Raw genomic sequence first — 18,017 nt, 5'->3', positions numbered from 1 at the left:
GAATTCTCGCTAGTTCTGTTTCCCGGGGAGCGCGAGGCGTCGCATCAGGAGGGCCGCCTCGTCGTGGTAGACGGCCCCCGCACCGAGCTCCTCTACGATCTCGAAGCCGAGGCGCCGGTAGAGGGCAATCGCGGGGTCGTTCCCCTTGCGCACGTGCAGGTAGGCATCGCGGTTGGAGGGCACGATCTGCTGCATCTGCATCAGGCAGGCCGCGAGCCCCTTGCGCTGATGGGCCGGATCCACTGCGATGCTGGCGATGTAGGTGGCTCGCGAGTCCCTCAGGCCCCCCCCGGCGAGGGAGTCGCGCAGCCAGCTCGGGGCGGTCCCTATGGCGCAGGCGGCGATCGCGGCGGCGAAGCCTCGTCCGTCGGCGGTGAGCAGAACGTGCGTGACCGGCACCAGGCTCTGCCAGGTTCGCGCGCCGTACCAGTCGGCCTGCGGGAAGCAGCGCTGGTCGAGCCCGACGAGCTTTCCCACCATGGCCTCGGTCGCGCGCTCGGCGGGGCGATACCCGGCGGGCACCTCCGTGCGCAGCGGCGTGGGCGTCCGCGCGGCAGCGGCCAGCGGGACGAGCGCCAGCGCCACGACGAGCGCCGGCCGCAAGAAGAGCCGCGCCAATGGAGAGTGGGCGACACGCATAATCCGACCTCCGGGGGGATCCTTATGAAAGAGCCGGGCCAACCTGCGGCCGCCCCCCGCGGCGCGCCATCTCGTTGAAATCTGGCTCGTGCCCCGAAGCGCGTCTCCGGCGCGCGACGTACTTGAGCTGGGTGTCCCCGGCGCCGACCGGCTAGGCCGCCAGCCGCAGCGGGGACAACGCACCCGAGCCTCTCGCCACCGCGCGACGGCGGCGCGCACCTTAAGGAGACGCAGATGGCCCTGGAGATCTATTGGGGAAGCGGAAGTCCCTACGCCTGGCGAGTGCTCCTCGCGCTCGAGCTGAAGGGGGTGCCCTATCAGTCCACCCGGGTAGATTTCTCGAGCGGCGTGCTCCGTTCCGAGGAGTACCGGCGGCTCAACCCGCGAGGCCGGGTGCCGGCGCTCCGGGACGGGGACTACACGCTCTACGAGTCGCTGGCCATCCTGGCCTACCTGGATCGCAAGCACCCCGAGCCGCCGCTCTTCGGCCGCACGCCCGAGGAGGCGGGCCTCGTGAACCGGCTCGTCTCCGAGTACACGGCCTACCTGGACCCCGCGCTGGAGAGCTTCATCCTGCCGCTCTACTTCGGGCGCGCGACGGAGCAGGCCGACGAGGTGCGCAAGGCCATGGCCGTGATCGACGAGGAGCTCCCCCGCTTCGAGGCCGCCTTCGGCGCGGACAGTCCGTGGGCCGTCGGGGGAAAACCCTCCGCCGCGGACCTCGTGCTCTACCCCGCGCTGGCCTCGCTCGAGCGCGCGGCCAGCAAGGAGGCGGCCCGTCCCTTCGCGATCACCTTCGCGCCGGTGGCCGCGCGCTTTCCGCGCCTCGGGCGCCTGATGGATGCGGTGCGCGCGCTCCCCGGTTACGAGCGCACGTATCCGCCGCACTGGAAGTAGGCCACGGAGCGGACACGCGGCCGCGCACCGCCGAGGCAGACCTACCGCGTCGCCACGCAGCCGCACCCGCAGCTGTCGTCGAAGGGCTGAAAGCCGGCACTGCACTTCACCACGAGCTTGTCGCAGGCCGCGCGGCTCTGTCCCTGGTAGCTACGCTCGGCGGTAGGAGCGTAGTTGCAGCCCTCCATGCGCACCGAGAAGGAGGCCGACACGGTATTGAAGACCGCGCGGCAACCGGCCTCCAGGAGCGACTTGCCCGGCGTACAGCCGAAGCCGTAGGCCGTCGCCAAACGCAGCACGCCCCCGGTCTTTGGAAAGACCGCGCTGTGAGCTGTCTTCCCGGCGGGAAGGGCGTACACCGCGCGCGGCGAAGGACAGGTGGCGGTGTAACCGCGATCAACCCAGCCCGCACGCGTGTCCTCGTGCCAGCCGAAGCCACACCCATCCAGATACAGCGTCTCGGACGTGGGATTCGAGAGGGTGGCCGTGATCAGGTCGGGCCGGTCGTAGATCGCCTTGTTCGTGGCCAAGGCCACGCACCCGCCCTCGTAGGCTACCGACAGCGCCACGGCCCTCGAGCGACAGCGATTCTTGTACGTCAGACCGTTGCAGGCGCAGACGGGTGCGTCCCGGTCGTTGCACTCCTGGCCCAGCGGAGTGCAGACCCCTTGGGTGAACCCGCATCCGTCGGGCTTGCCGCAGAACTGCCCACTCGGGCACTCCCGGTCTCCCGTGCACGCCACCGTTTCGCAGCGCGCCGTGAGCGTGTAGCTGCCTCGGGCCGCGCGCCACGACGGATACACGGCCACCTGATACACCCCATCCTTGGTCGGCGCGAAGCCGAGGGCGGCGCGCTCGCCGAAGAGGGTCCCGCCGTGCGCCACCCGGGCCCCGGACGCGTCGTAGACGCCGATGGTCGACCCGTACCAAGGCGCGTAGTCGGCCACGTAGGACAGGTTCACCGTAACGCCCGCACGCGCCTCGAGCGTGTACACGTGAGCGTCACTACCGGGCTCGAAATGGCCGCTCACGCTCTCGGTGCAGCTCAGCCGCGCCTCCATCCAGCGCAACCCATCGGAGCGGTCTTCCTTGGCGCCCAGCCGAAGGATGCTCGGCCGTCGCTCGCCCATCGACGGCTCGTCGCCGCACGCGGCGACGCAGACGACCACCACCCACCCTGCGACAAACCCCATCACGCGCATGGCTCTCCTCCTGCTGCTCCGACACCGCCGACGCCGGCGCCCGGGCCGCCCGCGTCACGCGTCGATCGTTCGTCACCGTTCCGCGTTCAACCGACCGCTCGCCGCGCGGCCTAGCAAGCCCGCGGCCAACTAGTGTTGGCCAACTACTGGCGGCAAGAATACATCAATATAAATATGGTCTTATGAAGGAACTGCGGCAGCCGGGACGCGCCCCTCGGCACGCAGGCAAGCTCCGGGAGTCGGAGGGGCGCGCAGCTCGGTCGGGGGAGATTCGGTGGGTGGCGCGCCGTCCTGGCCGCGCGAAACCGCGCTTACGGGCAGCCCGCCCAGCCCGGCTTGCCGGTGTACTTGCACGTGCCGCTCTGGCACTTCCCCTCGCACATCACGTCCCCCGAGACCATGAAGTGGCATTCGGTGTCGTTGGCCTTCGCTCCCGCCGCCGAGAGGCACGGGCAAGCCTGCTTGTCCTTGGCCAGACAGAGGCGACAGTAGCCCTCGAAGGTGCTGAAGCAGGTGTGGTTCGGCGCGCAGCGGAGCGCGTCTGCCGGACACGGCTCGGCGCAGGATTCCACGACCTCGATGAGCGGGACGAAGTTGTACTTCGAGGGGTGCCAGTCCTCGAGGATGGCGCGAAACCGAACGCGCGCGTTCTTGAGGGTGAGCTTGCGACAGAGGCCGAGATACCCGTCGGTCGTGTCGGCCTCGGCGCACGAGACCCCCGCCAGCTTCTTCACGCGAAAGCCGATGGCCGGCTTGCAGTCGGAGCGGCTGGCGCAGCTCGCGGGAGGTTTCAGGTCCTGCGCGTCCACGGTGAGCTCGCCGGTGATGGCGAAGTCCTCCGAGATCTTCAAGCAGCGGCTCGTGTAGGGTCCGACGAATTCCCACGGGAGCTGCGCGAGCGTCGCCAAGAGGTCGAGCCCCGACTGGATCGCCGTCGGTGTGCCGCAGCTCGTGGCCTGACAGGCCGTGGGCACCAGCGCATCGACCCGCGGCCCCGCGTCGGCTCGCAGGTCCCGCCCCGCCCCATCGGGAGTGCGGGCGTCCGCGGTCGCGCCGTCTACACCGCGCGCGTCGACCGCCACCGACGCATCGCTCGCGGGGACCGCCTGGGAGGTGCAGCCCGCGAAGAGAGCCAGCGCGGGCCAGAACATCCGTCGTCGCATCATCGTCATCCTCCGTGCGCCGAAAACGCGTAGCACCCGATGTGCCAGAGCCGCCGCGGGCAGGCCAAGTGGCCGCGATCCGAACGTTCCTCGACGGAGCGGCCGAGCCCCGCGCCTCAGATATCTGTCGCTGCGCGTGCCACGGGCCTGACACATGCGGCCTCGTGCGCGGGAAGTGCGGCGCGGGCTCTCCGCGGCCGGTGCGCTGGCAAGTCCCCTAGCCGCGTCCGACCCGGGTCGACGATTCAACACACCAGAATCACTTCCGTCCGTCGCGGGGAACCTGGCCCGCGGCTTGCTCATCGCCGCTTCGACCATGTCTCCGCGCCCGGGTCACGCCCCGTACCGCTGCTGCCTCGTGGCGCTGTTCGCGCTCGCCCTCGCCGGCGCCAGCTCCGAGGCCCACGAGAAGAAGCCGCGCCCCCCGTCCGGTCCCAGCCGCCTCCGCAAATCGCTCCCGCCGGACACGCTGGTCCTCTCGCCTTCCCGACGACTCGAGCACCTCGCGGGGGGCGTGACCTTCGCCCAGCAGACGGTCATCACGGGGCTCAAGGAGCTCTTCCGCTGGGCCCTTCCTGCGCCCAAGGCCGGCACCCCGTACGCCTTCTGGATCGGCAGCGGCGGCGACCTCGACGAGGGCTACCTGATGGCGCTGATGGCCGACGGAGGTGCGCGCCTCGTCGCCGCGAGGTTCGAAGGACCCGCGCATCGGCGACTCGGGCCACGGCACGTCGTGAGCCGCGCCCTGACCTGGATCGCCGAGCACCCGCACCAGCTCAACCTCGCGGCGGGGCTCCTCTCCTGCCTCGGGATCGTCTTCTTCGAGACGCATGCCGTGCTGAACGACCCGGTCCTCGCGGACATCCCGGCGGGCCTGGCCGGGGCCGCGCTCCGCACCGGCGTACGCGCCTACGGTTTGAAGCAGGCCGAGCGCGCCGCGCGCGCTGCGCTCCCCAAGCGCGACCCGCGCCGCACCGGCAAGGTGCGCCTGCGCGAGGACTCGCCCGACGCTGCAGCCAAGGATCTCCTCTTCGGCGCCTTCCTCTCGCTCTGAGCGATCGGTGCTCCTCCGCCGAGGACCTGCCCACAGCAGATTGCGGGCGCCGCAGCCACTCCTGCCAGAGCTCGCCACGCAGTCTCTGCGACCGCGCGTTCGGCAACCGCGCTCCTGCCCCCGCATCGTTTCGCGGGGCGCGATGGATCTCAACGAGTTGTCCAGGCGCTGGAAGGACCTCGCCCGTGCCGGGGCCCACAAACGGTCCCGGCATGGAAGCTGCTACAGCGCCCGATGGAGACCGGACCGAACCCGTGGCCGACGCTGCGCCCCCGGTTGCGGAGCTCGGCCGCTGGGCCACTGGGCCTCGAACTCGCAGGAAGGAGCGTCCCATGATTCGTCCGCTCGCACTGGCCGTCGCCTTGACCACCCTCGGAATCTCCGCCGTGGCCACGGCGGAGCCGCTGACGGGGGCTTTCAGCGTGAAGGGCAACGTCCGCAAGAACACCGGATGGTCGGATCAGTACTACACGGCCTACGGCACCTTCACGCGGTGGGCCTTCCAGCGGAGCTACGAGGCGCGCGTGGGGTACCTCGCGCAGCGCGGCGAACGTCCCACCGCCACGGGGATCGAGCTCGTGATCGAAGACCACGCCCCGTGCATCGACAGGTCCAGCTTTTACGCTCGGTCGACGCGGGAGATGACAACCGCCACCCTGCGCCTCGGCCAGGAGCACGTCGCGAGCACGCGCGTCTCGAGGCGCGGTGACCGCATCGACGTGCGCTTCCTGCCGGGTCAGCCGGTCGCCTCCATGTCGGTCGACCTCGCCAGCGCGAAGATCACGCTGCAGCGCAAGCCCGGCTTCTTCGGTTGGTTGTTCAGCCGCCTCACCATCCAGGGCACGACGAACCGCGAGTCCAACTAGAACACCGTACGACTTCCAACCCGTTCGATGTTCTGGGCCCCGGCCCCGCAGCGGCCGCGGGGCTCATCGTAGGGGTAGCCACCTTCGGGGACGGGCGACCCCACCTTACCCGACATCCGGCGTCAGCCAACACGCGAAGATCACAGCCAATGGCGCTGCGCAACCCTGGCACGTATTTTGCTCGGCTCGGGGTCATCGCAGGAGACACAGGCATGACTCGCTCGGCGAGAGGACTTGTGGTGTGCGTAGCGGCCCTGTGGACCACCGCTGCGAGCGCGGAGCCATGGCACCACGCGGCGACCGAGGCCGTGAAAGCGGCGCTCGAGCAGGCCGGCCAGGGCTCCCTGTGGACTGAGGTGCAAGGGCTCCTGGCCCCTTACGCCCCGAATTGGATGGAAGGGCGCGCGAGCGGCCCCTGGTTCGAGCGAGGCAAAGGGCGGTTCGCCGAACTCTATGGCAGGCCCTACGAGGCGGGAACGGGCTACAAGCTCCGGAGGGATGGGGAGGCGGCCTTGCTGGCGGCGGGAGACGGCGCAGGTCCCATCGAGTACCTCCTCAACCTGAACCCCGTCCCGGCCACCCTGGCCCACAGCACGCGTGTGTCCATGTTCCAGGCCCTCGCAGGCCTCGGTATCGTCGTCCACCCGCACGCCGGCTCCCTCTCGCTCACGATCGGTCGGGTGATCGGTGACGGCGTCGCCACGACGGCGATCCACCGGCGCGCGCTGCTCATGGGTCGACGCGGCCAGGCGCTCGTGACGATGCACAAGCAGAACGCCGTGCTCGACGGCGGCGAAGAAGGCCCCGCGACCTACAGCATCTACCTCGGCGCGGCCGGAGGGCCTGTCCTCCGTCCCAGGGGACGGTTGCTCCATAACGTGGCCAAGTGGCTCTACGAGCGGGCGGACCAGCAGACGAACCACCGCATCGCGGTGCAGCGCCTCCGGGGCAACAACCCCGACCAACGGCTCGCGCGCGAGCTCCCGCGCGCGGACCACCTACGCGCGCCGTAGCAGGCTCGGGAGCGCGCTGCTCATGCTCGGCAGCTTCGGCGGCGGCACCGCCACCCCAAGGCGTAGGACCTTGGCGCGGCGAGCACGGCCCCGATCTGCCGCGCGCGCTACGTGCGGCAGCCTGGGTCTGCTCGCGCTCGGCCTCCTCGTAGGGCTCGACGGCTGCGAACCCCCGCCCGGCCCCATCGACGTCGGCTGGGCGGCGCTCGGCGCCTGGCGGGAGCTTCCCGTGCCAGGAGCACGACGCTACGCCCAAGGCTCCGGCGCCGACGCCGAACGCCGTGACTATCCCTTCGTGGCCAGCGGCAACAAGGACTTCAACAACCTCGTCGCCGTGTGCGGCGGGCGAGCGCCGCTGCTCTATCAAGAGGTCGCGCAGCCCGAACGGTGCACCGAAGGTATCCCGGGCTACCTGATCTTCGCCGACGACGAGGGGCCCGGCTACATCTCGCGCATCAAGGTTTCCATCGGCACGCTGCTGGAAAGCGAAAAGCCCGGATCGGCGATCGTCGGCCTCGCCGACGAGACGATCGCGATCTACGTCGACGACCTCACGAGACCGGTCTATCGCGGCCGGCTCCGCGACTGGGCCGAGGGGCGCGATCCCCTCTTCGGCGAACCCTTCGCGGGGTGGCGCTCCGGCACCACGGTGAGCTACCTCCCCATCAGCTTCCAGAGCAAGGTGCGCGTGGTGCTCGATCGACTGGTTCCGAGCAAGCTGCACTACTACCACGTAGGCGTGCAGCACCTGCCCGCGGGCCAGACCACCCTCCCCTTCGACCCGAGCCAGGTTGCGGCCCGCTCCGGCCTCGCCCGCGCCCTCCTTGCGGGCGGGGGCCTCGAGGACCCCGGAGAGGGACAGGAGCTCACCTGGATCGACCGCCGGCTGGTCGCGCCCCCGGCCAGGACGACCCCGCTGTTCGAGATCGCCGGACCCGGAACGATCGAGCTCCTCGAACTCGAGCTCGACGGAGACGGTGCCCTCGCGTCCCTCGGTGCGCTCGACCTGCAGGCCTCGTGGGACACGGAGCCGACGCCCGCGCTCGAGGTCTCGCTCGGCGCGCTCTTCGCCAGCGACCGTGCCCTCGGCGAGCTCCGTACGCTGCCCCTGCGCGTGACGCGCACGCGGTCCGGGTGGCGGCTCTCGCTCCGCCTCCCCATGCCCTTCGTCCGCGGGGCGCGGCTCGCCCTGCGCAACCGGGGAGACGCGCCCGTCTCCCTCGCGGTCCGGGCGGCCGGCGACCGCACGGCCCCGGCAGCCAGCGCGGGCCGACTGCGCGCGCAGGTGCGAGAGCAAATCCCACCGCTCGTCCCCGGCGCACGTCACCTCGTGGCGGAGATCTCCGGCCGCGGCACCTACGTCGGGACGCTCCTCTCCATCGACTGCCGGCCCGACCCGGCGAACGAGATCTTCCCGCACCCCTTGAACTGCCTCGAGGGCGACGAGCGGGGCACCATCGACGGGGAGGTCCGCATCCGAGGGGACGGCACGGAGGACTACTTCAACGGCGGCTGGTATTTCTGGAACGGTCGCTACGCGCACGCCCTGAGCGCCGCGAACTTCGTGCAGTACGACCCGAAGGACGCGCGCGAGGCCCGGGGCCAGGCCTCCCTCCTGCGCTGGCATATCCTCACCGACGCCATCGACTTCGAGCGCTCGTTCCGGCTGGACTTCGAGGTCGGCGCCGGCGCCCCCGAGGTGCTCGTGCGCTACGCCTCCGTGGCGCTCTTCTATCAGTGATGAGATCGGCAGACGGGGCTCAGCGCCTCGAGGGCGAGCGCGTCACCGGTCGGTGCGAAACATGACGTCCACGAGGACCGCGGAGCGTCCGTCGGCGAAGTGGAAGCGCGCGGCGAGGCCAAGGTCGTTGCCGTGGGCGTCGAAGCGGTGCGCGCGGCTCTGGGGCGCGATCTCGAGCGCCCGTACGCCGGCAGTCTCGAGCCCGCGGAGCTCGCCCGGCTGAGCCTGGCCATCCCCGTTGCGATCGCTCCAGAGCGCGAGCTCGGAGAAGAGCAGGTCCCCCGCCTCGACGAGCCCGTTGCCGTTGCCGCCGTGCGCCGGCAGGTCCAGCACCGCGAGGGCCTGGAAGCCGTCGGCCGCGGGCACCCCGTGCACCAGCGTCCCCGAGCCGAAGAGCTCCGCGCCACCGTCGATGCGGCCGTTGCCGTTACGGTCCATCACGAGCAACGCGTCGTCCCCCTTGATCCAGGCCGTGCGTTGCGCACCCAGCCCTTCGAGGTCGAAGCGCACGCCCTGCTCGATCGACGTCGGCGCCACCCCGTCGTTGCCGAGGTCGAGCACGAGCGGCGAGCCCACGCACTTCGCCCCGCCGTCGCTCTTGGCCTTCGCGAAGAGCCACGCGGTCCCTTGACCGTAGGCGGTGACGAGCTTGGCGACCCAGTCCGCGCGGTTGGTGCAGGCGGGCGGGATCTCCGCGCACGCCTCGCGGAAGGCCTGGATGTTGATGCGGGCGCACTTGCAGACGGTCTTGCCGGCAGGAAACCAGGTCTGCTTGCCCTGCCCCGCGGGAACCATCGCCCCCTGGTCCGTGCAGTGACAATGGCCGGGCTCGTTGCTCCAGCACTGGGTGTATTCGCCGTGCGACTCCTGCCAGGCGGTGCAGGCATCCTTGCCGCCGCTCCCCTCGAGCCCCCACTTACTGCTCGCCGCGGCCTGCCCACCCGGAACGGACCACGAGAACTGAAGCTCCTCGGACTTCAGCACGGCGTTCAGCTTCTTCGCGAAGAGGACCCCGGCGGCTGCAGGCTCGCACCCCGGTGACACCGGAGTGGAAGGCTCCTCGACGGTCTGACTCGGCGTTTGCACCGCTCCGGCGGGCAGCAGCGGCTCGCTTCCGAGGCCCACCCCGGGGATGCCGCTCTGCGCCTCTCCACCCCAGGCGCCGCCCGCCGTGCGAAAGAGCTGCGAGCCGCGATCGTTGCACGTATCCACCACCGTATGCCCGTAGATGTCGGCGCAGAGCTGGCAGGAGAGGTCCTGCGAGGCCTTGCAGATCACCGGGACGGAGTCCGCGACGGTGGCCAGCCCCTCGCGAATCACCTTCCCTGCGGCCTCGCAGCGGATGTGGGTCTCCCCCGAGGCCCGGATCTGGACGGTCATCGTGTCGCAGCCGAGGGCGTTCGGATAGGCGTTCGCGCCGCAGCTCGCCGCGCCGTGCAGCGCGACGCACTCGGTGGCCACGAGCCCGCCGAGCTGGTCACCGTCGGCGATCAGGTGCAGGCTCGCCACCACCTGGTGGGGACTCGAGACGACGGCCTCGCATCCGGCTGCCGCGGTACACGCCACCAGCATCGCTGCTGCCCATCGCGTCACGAAGACCTCCTTGGCTGGGTAGAGTGCTTTCATTGGCCGGACCGAATAGAAGCAAGGGGCCTGCCAGCGCTAACGCGCCTCGGAGGCGGGCCCGATCTGGCGGTGATGGCCTCATCCTTCCTCGAGCTCACCGACGGAGACGCGCCGCGGTCCGCCCGCGTGCGACGCAGAACGCTTCGCGCGACAGGTCCGATAGATCCGTGTCGCTGGAAACTGCTGGCCCCTCCGCCACGAGGGGTCAGGAGACCCCACCGCGAGAGCCGCACACGTCCCGCAGCCTGCGCCCAGGCGAGGTCGGTCGACCTCGGGTCTTGCGGCGCGGGACGCGGTCGCGGCCCCGATCTCCGACGGGAGAGCTCCCTTCTCGCCACCCCCGGTGACCCCCGCGTGGGCCCCATCGCGACATGGAATGCGGGTTGCACCACGTAGCCGGATGCCCCGCTCTCTTCACGCGGTCGTGCTGGCCCAGGCGCTCGTGGTCGCCACGGTGCTCTCCGCCGGCGGTCGCCCCGCCTGGGGGAGAACCGGGCGCGACGTGGCCCACGCCGCGACGCTGCTGGTGAAGAGGCTGGAGAAGGCGTCGACCGGCAGCGACCCGCGCGCGCTCGCCGCCAAGGCGGTGCTGTCCCGGATCCAGTCCATGCGGGACGGGGCGCCGCTGGCCACGCTCCGCCGCGACCCGATCATCGACGCGCTGACGAGGCACAGATTCCTGAGCCCCAAGGACGGGTGCTGCGAGCTGCTCTTCGAGGTCGAGCGCCAGGCCATGCAGGAGGGGACGCCGGCTCGCCTGCGCCGCGTCCTCGAGGAGTACGCCCGAACGGGCGCGCGTCCCGATCCAAGCGTCGTGGACCCGACGACCGGCAAAGTAATGAACCTCCTCGACGCGCGTCGGTTCCTCCTCGACGGGGGGCACCCGCAGCTCGCCGGACGGCTCACGCGCCAGGTCAGGTCGCTCTGCCTCGGCGCGGGCACGCTGACGGAGCTCGAACGGGCGCTCGACGCGCCGGTGACTGTCCTACACCGCCCCGACGACCGATGGAATCCCATCGTCCGGCTGCAGGGCCCCGCGCGACCGCCCAGAAAGAGCGTGGCGCCCTGGCGGGACCGACGGGCCAACGGCTATCGCGACGTCGGAGGCAACGCGCGGTACTGGTGGGGCTCGTCTCAGGCCGGCTACCTGGACCTCATGTATCGCAAGCTCCCGGTGCTGCTCCGACAGGCGCACGCCTCCGGACGACGAAGCCTGCGGCTGTTCAGCGTGGGAGCCGACGACCTCTCGCTGCCTCTGGCGCTGCTCTCCATGGCCGAGGACGCGGCCGAGCGACTGGCCAAGGACCCGACCGTCCCGCCCGCCCTCGCGCGCTTTCTCCGCGATGAGCTCCAGATCGAGGTCGTGACCAGCGACGTTGCGCCACACTACGCGCTGAGCGGAGATCGTCTGAGCATCGGGGGCGGCCTGCTCCTGGAAGAGGTCAGTCAGCAGCACGCGCGCGGCTCGCGGCGCACGATCCAATCGCTGGAGAAGCGTCACGCGACCACCCTCGCCGCCGGCGAGCCCGAGGACCGCGGCTATCAGAAGGCGCTCCTCGCCCTCGCCTCCGCGGGGAAGGTCCGCCAGCTCTTCGGGCGCCACCTGAAGCTCACGGCGGAGGTGGCCCTGCGCCCGTCGTACAGCGGCTTCGGCAGCCCGTTCGGCGATCGCCTCTCCGGCGCTTCCGAGAGCATGACCCTCGAGCACTTCGGAGGCTGGCCCTATCGCGTCGACCGTCAAGGACTTACCGTGGTCGACACGCTCACGAAGAGCTCGCGTCCGCGCCGAGCAGCGCGCAGCCAGCTCCGGATCGTCAAGCAGGACATCACGGCCCGGCGACCCGACGGCCGCTTCGACGCCGTGGTCTGCACCGATGTCCTGCCCTGGCTACAGACCTACAACCAGGGAAACGGCCGGCAGAGCTTCGACGCGGCGCTCTCGAACCTGCTCTCCGCCGCCCGGGAGGATGGCGTGATCGTGGTAGACGCGACGACGCGGCAGATGATTCGCGAGGTGGCCTCGCCGAGCGTTCGCGACGCGCTCCAGCGGTCGTCCACGGCGCTGCTCTTCACGAGCGGGGACAGACCGCTGCAGGCCGTCTTCTCCGACACGCCGAAGGCGCCCGAGTGGTGGGACTACTGGTGGCGTAACAACGCCCGCGCCTTTGGCCTCGATCCGTATGCTCGCCCCTCGGCCTCCGCGCGCTGACGCGGGACAGGGCGCTACGGATCGGGTTCCGCCCCGGACTGGCTGACGCTCTGGCCAGATGCACCGCGGAGCTTCAGCGCGGCTACTTCGTGATCTCGACGACTTCGCGCGATGCCGTCGGCTGCCTCGCCGGGCATCATCTTTGCACTTGCGGCTTTGAAAACCAAAGAGGGCAACATGACCACCCGACAGATGGTGATCCTTCTGGGCGTGATGACGCTTCCACTCGGGCTCTTCAGCTGCGGCACCGAGCCCGGCGAGCCTGGCGAGCCTACCGAGGCCGAGGAGAGCAGCCAGGAACGCACGGCGCAAGCCATGCCTCTCAAGTGCTACGTCAAGAGAGGCCCCACGTCGTACTGGTTCATGTCCCGGGACGGCCTCTTCTCGTCGACGTGTAGCATCGATTTCAGCTGCAATGGCACGAACTGCTCGAAGCACGCCGAAGGTCTCTCCGAGTGCAACATGGTCGCCGTCGCGGGTGGAACCAGCGAAGTGCCGACCGGAGGTGGGGAGTGCGCCAAGTTCACGCGCTACACCATCACCAACGGCGTCGACTGCACCTACGACGACCTGGCGTGCAATCCGATGGGGCAGTACTGCCCGTGCTCCAAGTAGCGCGCCGCGCGACCTGAGCCTCCTTACCTGTGGCGAAGCGCCCGCAGGAGCGGCACGAGGCCGCTGTTGTCAGGCGGCGACGAAGCCCAGATGGCGAAGGCCTCCACGCTCGAGCCGAGCCCGTCGGCGAGCTTCTGACAATGGAAGTACGTCGGCCCCTTCCCCTCACCGGCGCAGTTCGTGAGCGCGAAGGTGTCGCCCGCCTGGCAGCGCGTCGGCATGAGCTGCACCGTGACGCGAAAGGGTTTGCCTGAGGCGGCGCGACGCAGTCTCGCCACGAGCGACTTCACCGCGCTCGTGCGGTCCGCGGCGCAAGAGGACTCGATCGGCTTCTGCTCCTGCAAGGCCAGCCCCGAGAGCCCCGCCTGCACGAGGGCCGCGTACTGCGCATCGGAGATTGCGTCGGCCGTGGAGCGAATGGGGCCCCAGCCGGCGGCGAAGCCCGCGCGGGTCGCCGCCTGCGCGAAGGCCTGTACGGCCTGCGGCAGGTTCTGCATCTCGCTCGCCGGGGTCTTGTCCCCCTCGCTGTTGTAGTCGAGCCAGGTCACGCCCGCGTTCTTCAGCTCGGCCACCCCGGCGCTCGAGCTCAGCTTGCTCTGCACGGTCTTGGCCGAGGAGAAGATCACCATCTTGCTCACTCCGGGGTCCTGAATGCTCGCGAGGGTCGCCAGCTCCCGCGCATACTGGTTGAGCGCCGGATCTGCGGCCCAGCCGTAGACGATGAAGGGGCCGAGCCCCTGGAGCTGGCTCCGGTAGGTCACGTAGTGGCCCGCGTGGATCGCGACGGCCGGAACCGCGGTCGTGGCGGAGCCGTCCGCCCGAGGCGGCGCCGCGCCGTCGCCACCACGCACCGACCCACTGTCAGCCCGCGATCCCCCGCCCTCGTTCGAGGCGGCGTCACCGCGCCCCGGTCCGAGCTGCTCGCCGGAGCCCACCGCGCCGTCGACGAGCGGGCCCCCCTGTTCCGTCACCGCCCCTCCGTCTCCGCCTCCCGCGCGACCGGCACACGCAGCCAACGCGGCGCAGGCGATCGGCCATAGCCATCGAGCGCTCCTCATCGTGCAGGTCTCCTCGCGCGCCTACTTAGCATGGCGCGTGCCGGCCTTCGACCACGGTGGACGCGCGGCAATTCTTCGCGAACTCGCAGTAGCCGGCGCGGGAGAGCGGGAGTGCGGACCCCACCCGGCCGCTCGCGTGCAGCCGGGCGTTCGCAACCCGCACAGCGGTGCGCATGCCCGGTTGCGGCCTGATGGGGCCAAGCTCCTGCTCGAGCTCCGCTCGCCCGGCCTCCTCTGGTTCGCCGTCGCGTTCCGTGCCACAGTCCGCCCCATCTCCCCCCCCACGCGCTGTACGACGGCAAAGCTCCGGAGGACGTCCATGCGTCAATCGCATCACCAGCTTTCCTCGGAGCGGCGGGTCTTCGCCGGATGCCTGCCGGTGCTCGCACTCCTGGCAGCAGCCGGCTGCTCGCCCTCGAACGGCAGCGGTCCGCCCGCCGCGGGCAACGCCTTCGCGGGGAGCTTGACGCCCGCCGCCGGGCTGGCCGCGGCCGACTACGAGATCTACGGCAGCCAGGACGGCGAGCCGGTCCTTGTGGACGAAGGCGGCGGGTTTCGGGTCGGGGTCGCGGAGAGTCGGACGACCTTCGTCTTCGCCACGCCGAAGGAGGGCTCGGGGACCGCCGCCAAGCTCGCCAAGGAGAGCGGCATCTACTTCGCTCCGAGCTTCGGCAAGAAGCGCATCGTCCGCGCGGGCGCGGGCTACGCCATCGCCGAGGAGGGGCCCGCCGCCCTGGACAGCACCACCACGATGATCGCTCTGCTCCTGATGCACCCGGCGGTAGGACATCCGGCCGCCGAGGTGACCCAGGCCCAGGTCGAGTGGATGCTCGACCGACTCCGTAGCGGTTGGGCGTGCCTGAGCTCCGGGGCGAGCAGCTACGACGGAGCGCTGGCGGCCGGGCGGGACCCCACCATGGCCCCCGAGCTAGCCCGGTACCTCGGCGACTGCCTCGCTACCCTCGCCGCCCTCCCCGAGACCAAGCCCGTTGCGCCCCCGGCCCCCGCGGGCCGGGCGCTGACGCAGGTCCCCTACGAGCTGAAGAGCAAAGGGAAGGTGGTGAGCCTGCTCAAGCTCCAGGCTGCCACCGAGACCAGCATCACCGTCCGTCCCGAGACCAGCCTCGGAACGGCCATGGACTACTACTACACCGCCAGGCAGGTCGACCCGTCGCTGGTGACCAAAGGGCTTCAAAGCCCCATCTTCGAGAACCCGGACATGCTGGTGGTCAACCCCACCGTGGCCGAGGTCGGGGTGGGGGTGTTCGGCGGCCGGCCGTACCTCGGCTTCCTCGACTTCGGCACCGTGATCGGCAAGTACATCGAACAGCTCTCGGCCGGGGCTGGCCTCAAACCGAAGAGCGCGGTCACCCTCGAGGCGGGCAAGCTCTACGAGATCCGCTTCTTCAGCGGCGGCATCTTCTCCGGCGGCGTCCCCGATTTCGTGAACGGCAATTTCAAGGAGGAGGCGCGGATCGCCTTCGTCCAGAACGTCACCACCGCCGTGCTCGAGGCGCTCTCGCTCTTCCCCGCGACCGAGGGGCTGCTCGGAGAAGCGTCGGTCCGCAAGGTGGTCATCGCCGGGGTCTACCAGCTGGTCGCGGGCATCGAGACCATCCTGGTCCAGAAGGGACCGGGAGGTATCACGGCCGAGGATCTCTACGAGCTCTTCTTCAACGTGGCGAAGTCGATCGCCGAGAAGATCACCGAGGAGGCCGCCGCGGCTGTCGCCGGCCAGTATCTCGAGCCCGGCTACAAGGCGTTCGCCAAGCGAGCTCTTCGCGGCATCAAGTTCGGCGCCAAGACCCTGTTCAAGACGGTGGTCGCTCTGCCGGGCAAGGCCGGAAAGGGCTGTGCGCTGCTCAACCGGGCCTACCGCATGGTCACCCCCGACAGCATCATGGAGTATCACCTGGCGGCCGTGAATCTCGGCGGGACCGCGCCGCCCCCGCCCCCCCCGCCCAGCAAGTGCACGGGCGGCTCGCTCTCCCATCCCTTCACCGTCGGGCCCTTCCAGGGAATGAAGGTCACCTTCACGCTCTCCGGCGTCGAGCTGTGCAAGCAGACGCCCGGCGACGGCTCCCTCGAGCTGAAGGGACGGGTCTGCGCCGAAGAGGTCACCGTCACCGGCGAGCTGTCCGCCACCGAGGACTCCTACGAGTTCGGCGGCGCGTACCTGAAGACCTCGACCGCGAGCAACTCAGTCCCGGCCGACGCCGTTTCCAATCACACGCCCCTGCCGATCAGCCTCAAGCTCAAGCCGGGCAACTTCGACACCGGGACCCTGCAGCTCGAGATCAAGGGCCAGAAGTGGTACACGGGCCTCCAGTATCACTACCTGACCGTGACGGGGTCGTTCCTCGGCCCCAACCAGCAGGCGTCATCGAGCTTCTGCAATTAGACGTCAGGGCCCGGCCCGCAGCCGCGAGGCAGCCGTGCCGGGGGGCCGCCCCCTCCGATTTCGCGCGCGCTGCGTGGCTTCGAGCCGGCTCCCGCGACGGTCCCCCGACCTGCTCGGCACGCGGCGCTCCTTCGCCTCGGCCGTCCACGGCCCGAGCATCGCAACGGAAACTGCTGGCGGCGGAGCACCGTGACCGCCCGACTCGCGCGGCCCGTCCTGGCCCGCCGGTTGCTACACCGGCGACAAACTCCACGAGGTGTGAAGCCATGCGACGCGTCCTCTCCGCGTGCGCCCTGGTCGCGGTCCTGTCCGCTGCCGGCGGCGCCTGGGCCAAGAGTCTCGACAACCACCAGGCCGATCCACCCACGCCCGATCAGGTCGTAGGCATGCAAGCCGACCTTGCGCGATGGCTCGGCGCCATGCCGATCTCGAAGCGCCTGACGACCTCCGTGATGACGCGTTGGCGGAGCGCGAGCGCCGACCGCAGCAACGTGTACCGCTTCGGCTCACCCGACGGCGGCGGCATCACCATGACCCTCTTCGATCGTCCCGGGCGGACGCTGCAGAAGGAGACCACCGTCCAGGTCATCGCGCCCAACTCGGCCACGCCGCGCGGGCGCATCACGATCTCCACCGTGACCTACGACGTAGCGCGCCCCGGCCGCAAGTACGCCTACGCCACCGTCAAGCCCCTCCGCACCCGCGTCGCGCACCGCTAGCGCAGCCGAGGCCGCGCGGCCTCACCGGCTCGTAGACGGCGAGGATCTCCACCCACCACTGCGACGCAGCAGCCCGCTGGAGACAGTGGGGGCGCTACAACGTCAACCAGCAACGACGCTGGCGCCAGCAAACGCGGCCATGGGTCCCGCAGGCGCTACCGACGAGGACAGGGAGGCGAAGTCTCCTGCCCGTCGCAGAGCCTTTCCTTGCCCGGGTACGACCTATCGTCGTACATATCAGCCCTACCTCGGGGAGGGGCACGCCATGGGCAAGGCAGACAAGCGGATCAAGAAGGACGAGGCCGCGGCGCACGAACGAGCCATCGAGAACGCGGGTGCCGTGGTGCGCGCCGTGATCGGCGGCTACATCCGGCACATGCGCCTCGTGGCCGGGCTGAACCAGAAGGACCTCGGCAAACAGGGGACGGTCTCGCAGATGGAGCGCGGAGAGTTCAACGGGGGCGCCGCAAAGCTGGTCGAGGTGCTGACCCGGCTCGCTGGGGACACGAAGAACACGGCTCTGAACGCCCGGCGCGCGAAGCGCCTCGCCGAGCTCTACGTGCACTCCAGCTCGTAGGGCGCGGACGGCCAACGCCACCAGCCGCTACCTTGACCCGACGGGGCGCTACACCCTCGAGGTCGTCAGGGTGGACGAGGACTGGCAGGACGCGGAGTTCATCGCCTACGTGTCGATGGTCCAGGAGGTGCGCGAGCGTCGGGCCGCACGCCGCGCGCGCAAGAAGGGCTGGGCCGACGCATTTCGCTTTGCACGACCGCGCGTGAAGCGCCTATCCTCCCCGGTCACTACCCAGGG

Annotated in this window: 15 protein-coding genes; 10 read left to right on the top strand and 5 right to left on the bottom strand. The window is 70.3% G+C overall.

Going from position 1 to position 18,017, the window contains the following annotated elements:
* Positions 1 to 9: 9 nt before the first annotated feature.
* Positions 10 to 639 (bottom strand): GNAT family N-acetyltransferase, encoded by a 630-nt coding sequence (locus IT371_04710; GenBank protein ID MCC6746936.1) that lies wholly within the window; start codon positions 637 to 639, stop codon positions 10 to 12.
* A gap of 234 nt (positions 640 to 873) precedes the next feature.
* Here IT371_04710 and IT371_04705 point away from each other — a divergent pair, with 234 nt between their 5' ends.
* Positions 874 to 1,536, top strand: coding sequence for a glutathione S-transferase family protein (locus tag IT371_04705; GenBank protein MCC6746935.1), 663 nt, complete (start codon positions 874 to 876; stop codon positions 1,534 to 1,536).
* Positions 1,537 to 1,577: 41 nt separating this feature from the next.
* On the opposite strand, the gene IT371_04700 is transcribed toward IT371_04705, so the two are convergent.
* Positions 1,578 to 2,738, bottom strand: coding sequence for a hypothetical protein (locus tag IT371_04700; protein MCC6746934.1), 1,161 nt, complete (start codon positions 2,736 to 2,738; stop codon positions 1,578 to 1,580).
* Between the two features lie 311 nt (positions 2,739 to 3,049).
* Positions 3,050 to 3,904 carry a hypothetical protein gene (locus IT371_04695; protein ID MCC6746933.1) on the bottom strand — a complete coding sequence of 285 codons (855 nt, stop codon included), beginning with the start codon at positions 3,902 to 3,904 and terminating at the stop codon, positions 3,050 to 3,052.
* 313 nt (positions 3,905 to 4,217) lie between these two features.
* On the opposite strand from IT371_04695, the gene IT371_04690 reads away from it, so the two are divergent.
* The 4 genes from IT371_04690 to IT371_04675 all read left to right on the top strand — a co-directional run bounded on the left by IT371_04690 (position 4,218) and on the right by IT371_04675 (position 8,575).
* Entirely contained in the window at positions 4,218 to 4,955 is a 738-nt protein-coding gene (locus IT371_04690; protein ID MCC6746932.1) for a hypothetical protein, read from the top strand.
* 332 nt (positions 4,956 to 5,287) lie between these two features.
* Positions 5,288 to 5,821 (top strand): hypothetical protein, encoded by a 534-nt coding sequence (locus IT371_04685; GenBank protein ID MCC6746931.1) that lies wholly within the window; start codon positions 5,288 to 5,290, stop codon positions 5,819 to 5,821.
* A gap of 212 nt (positions 5,822 to 6,033) precedes the next feature.
* Complete coding sequence (locus tag IT371_04680) at positions 6,034 to 6,834, top strand: hypothetical protein (GenBank protein ID MCC6746930.1); 801 nt, start codon at positions 6,034 to 6,036, stop codon at positions 6,832 to 6,834.
* Between the two features lie 70 nt (positions 6,835 to 6,904).
* Complete coding sequence (locus tag IT371_04675; protein MCC6746929.1) at positions 6,905 to 8,575, top strand: DUF2961 domain-containing protein; 1,671 nt, start codon at positions 6,905 to 6,907, stop codon at positions 8,573 to 8,575.
* A 42-nt stretch (positions 8,576 to 8,617) separates the two neighbouring features.
* On the opposite strand, the gene IT371_04670 is transcribed toward IT371_04675, so the two are convergent.
* Positions 8,618 to 10,168 (bottom strand): hypothetical protein, encoded by a 1,551-nt coding sequence (locus tag IT371_04670; protein MCC6746928.1) that lies wholly within the window; start codon positions 10,166 to 10,168, stop codon positions 8,618 to 8,620.
* Between the two features lie 433 nt (positions 10,169 to 10,601).
* Here IT371_04670 and IT371_04665 point away from each other — a divergent pair, with 433 nt between their 5' ends.
* Both IT371_04665 and IT371_04660 read left to right on the top strand, forming a co-directional pair.
* Positions 10,602 to 12,410: a hypothetical protein gene (locus tag IT371_04665; protein ID MCC6746927.1), complete on the top strand. Its 1,809-nt coding sequence runs from the start codon at positions 10,602 to 10,604 to the stop codon at positions 12,408 to 12,410.
* Positions 12,411 to 12,587: 177 nt separating this feature from the next.
* Positions 12,588 to 13,025, top strand: coding sequence for a hypothetical protein (locus IT371_04660; protein MCC6746926.1), 438 nt, complete (start codon positions 12,588 to 12,590; stop codon positions 13,023 to 13,025).
* 23 nt (positions 13,026 to 13,048) lie between these two features.
* On the opposite strand, the gene IT371_04655 is transcribed toward IT371_04660, so the two are convergent.
* Positions 13,049 to 14,083: a hypothetical protein gene (locus IT371_04655; protein ID MCC6746925.1), complete on the bottom strand. Its 1,035-nt coding sequence runs from the start codon at positions 14,081 to 14,083 to the stop codon at positions 13,049 to 13,051.
* A gap of 319 nt (positions 14,084 to 14,402) precedes the next feature.
* Here IT371_04655 and IT371_04650 point away from each other — a divergent pair, with 319 nt between their 5' ends.
* The 3 genes from IT371_04650 to IT371_04640 all read left to right on the top strand — a co-directional run bounded on the left by IT371_04650 (position 14,403) and on the right by IT371_04640 (position 17,780).
* On the top strand, positions 14,403 to 16,484 hold the full coding sequence (locus IT371_04650; GenBank protein MCC6746924.1) for a hypothetical protein: 2,082 nt from the start codon (positions 14,403 to 14,405) through the stop codon (positions 16,482 to 16,484).
* 266 nt (positions 16,485 to 16,750) lie between these two features.
* The gene (locus IT371_04645) at positions 16,751 to 17,203 is read left to right on the top strand and encodes a hypothetical protein (GenBank protein MCC6746923.1); all 453 of its coding nucleotides are present in this window, start codon (positions 16,751 to 16,753) and stop codon (positions 17,201 to 17,203) included.
* A gap of 265 nt (positions 17,204 to 17,468) precedes the next feature.
* Positions 17,469 to 17,780: a hypothetical protein gene (locus IT371_04640; GenBank protein ID MCC6746922.1), complete on the top strand. Its 312-nt coding sequence runs from the start codon at positions 17,469 to 17,471 to the stop codon at positions 17,778 to 17,780.
* Positions 17,781 to 18,017 lie beyond the last annotated feature (237 nt).

The organism is Deltaproteobacteria bacterium, assembly GCA_020848905.1.
GTDB lineage: Bacteria > Myxococcota_A > Polyangia.
Note: the sequence above shows the minus strand (reverse complement) of the source record. Positions and strands in the feature narration are given on the sequence as shown.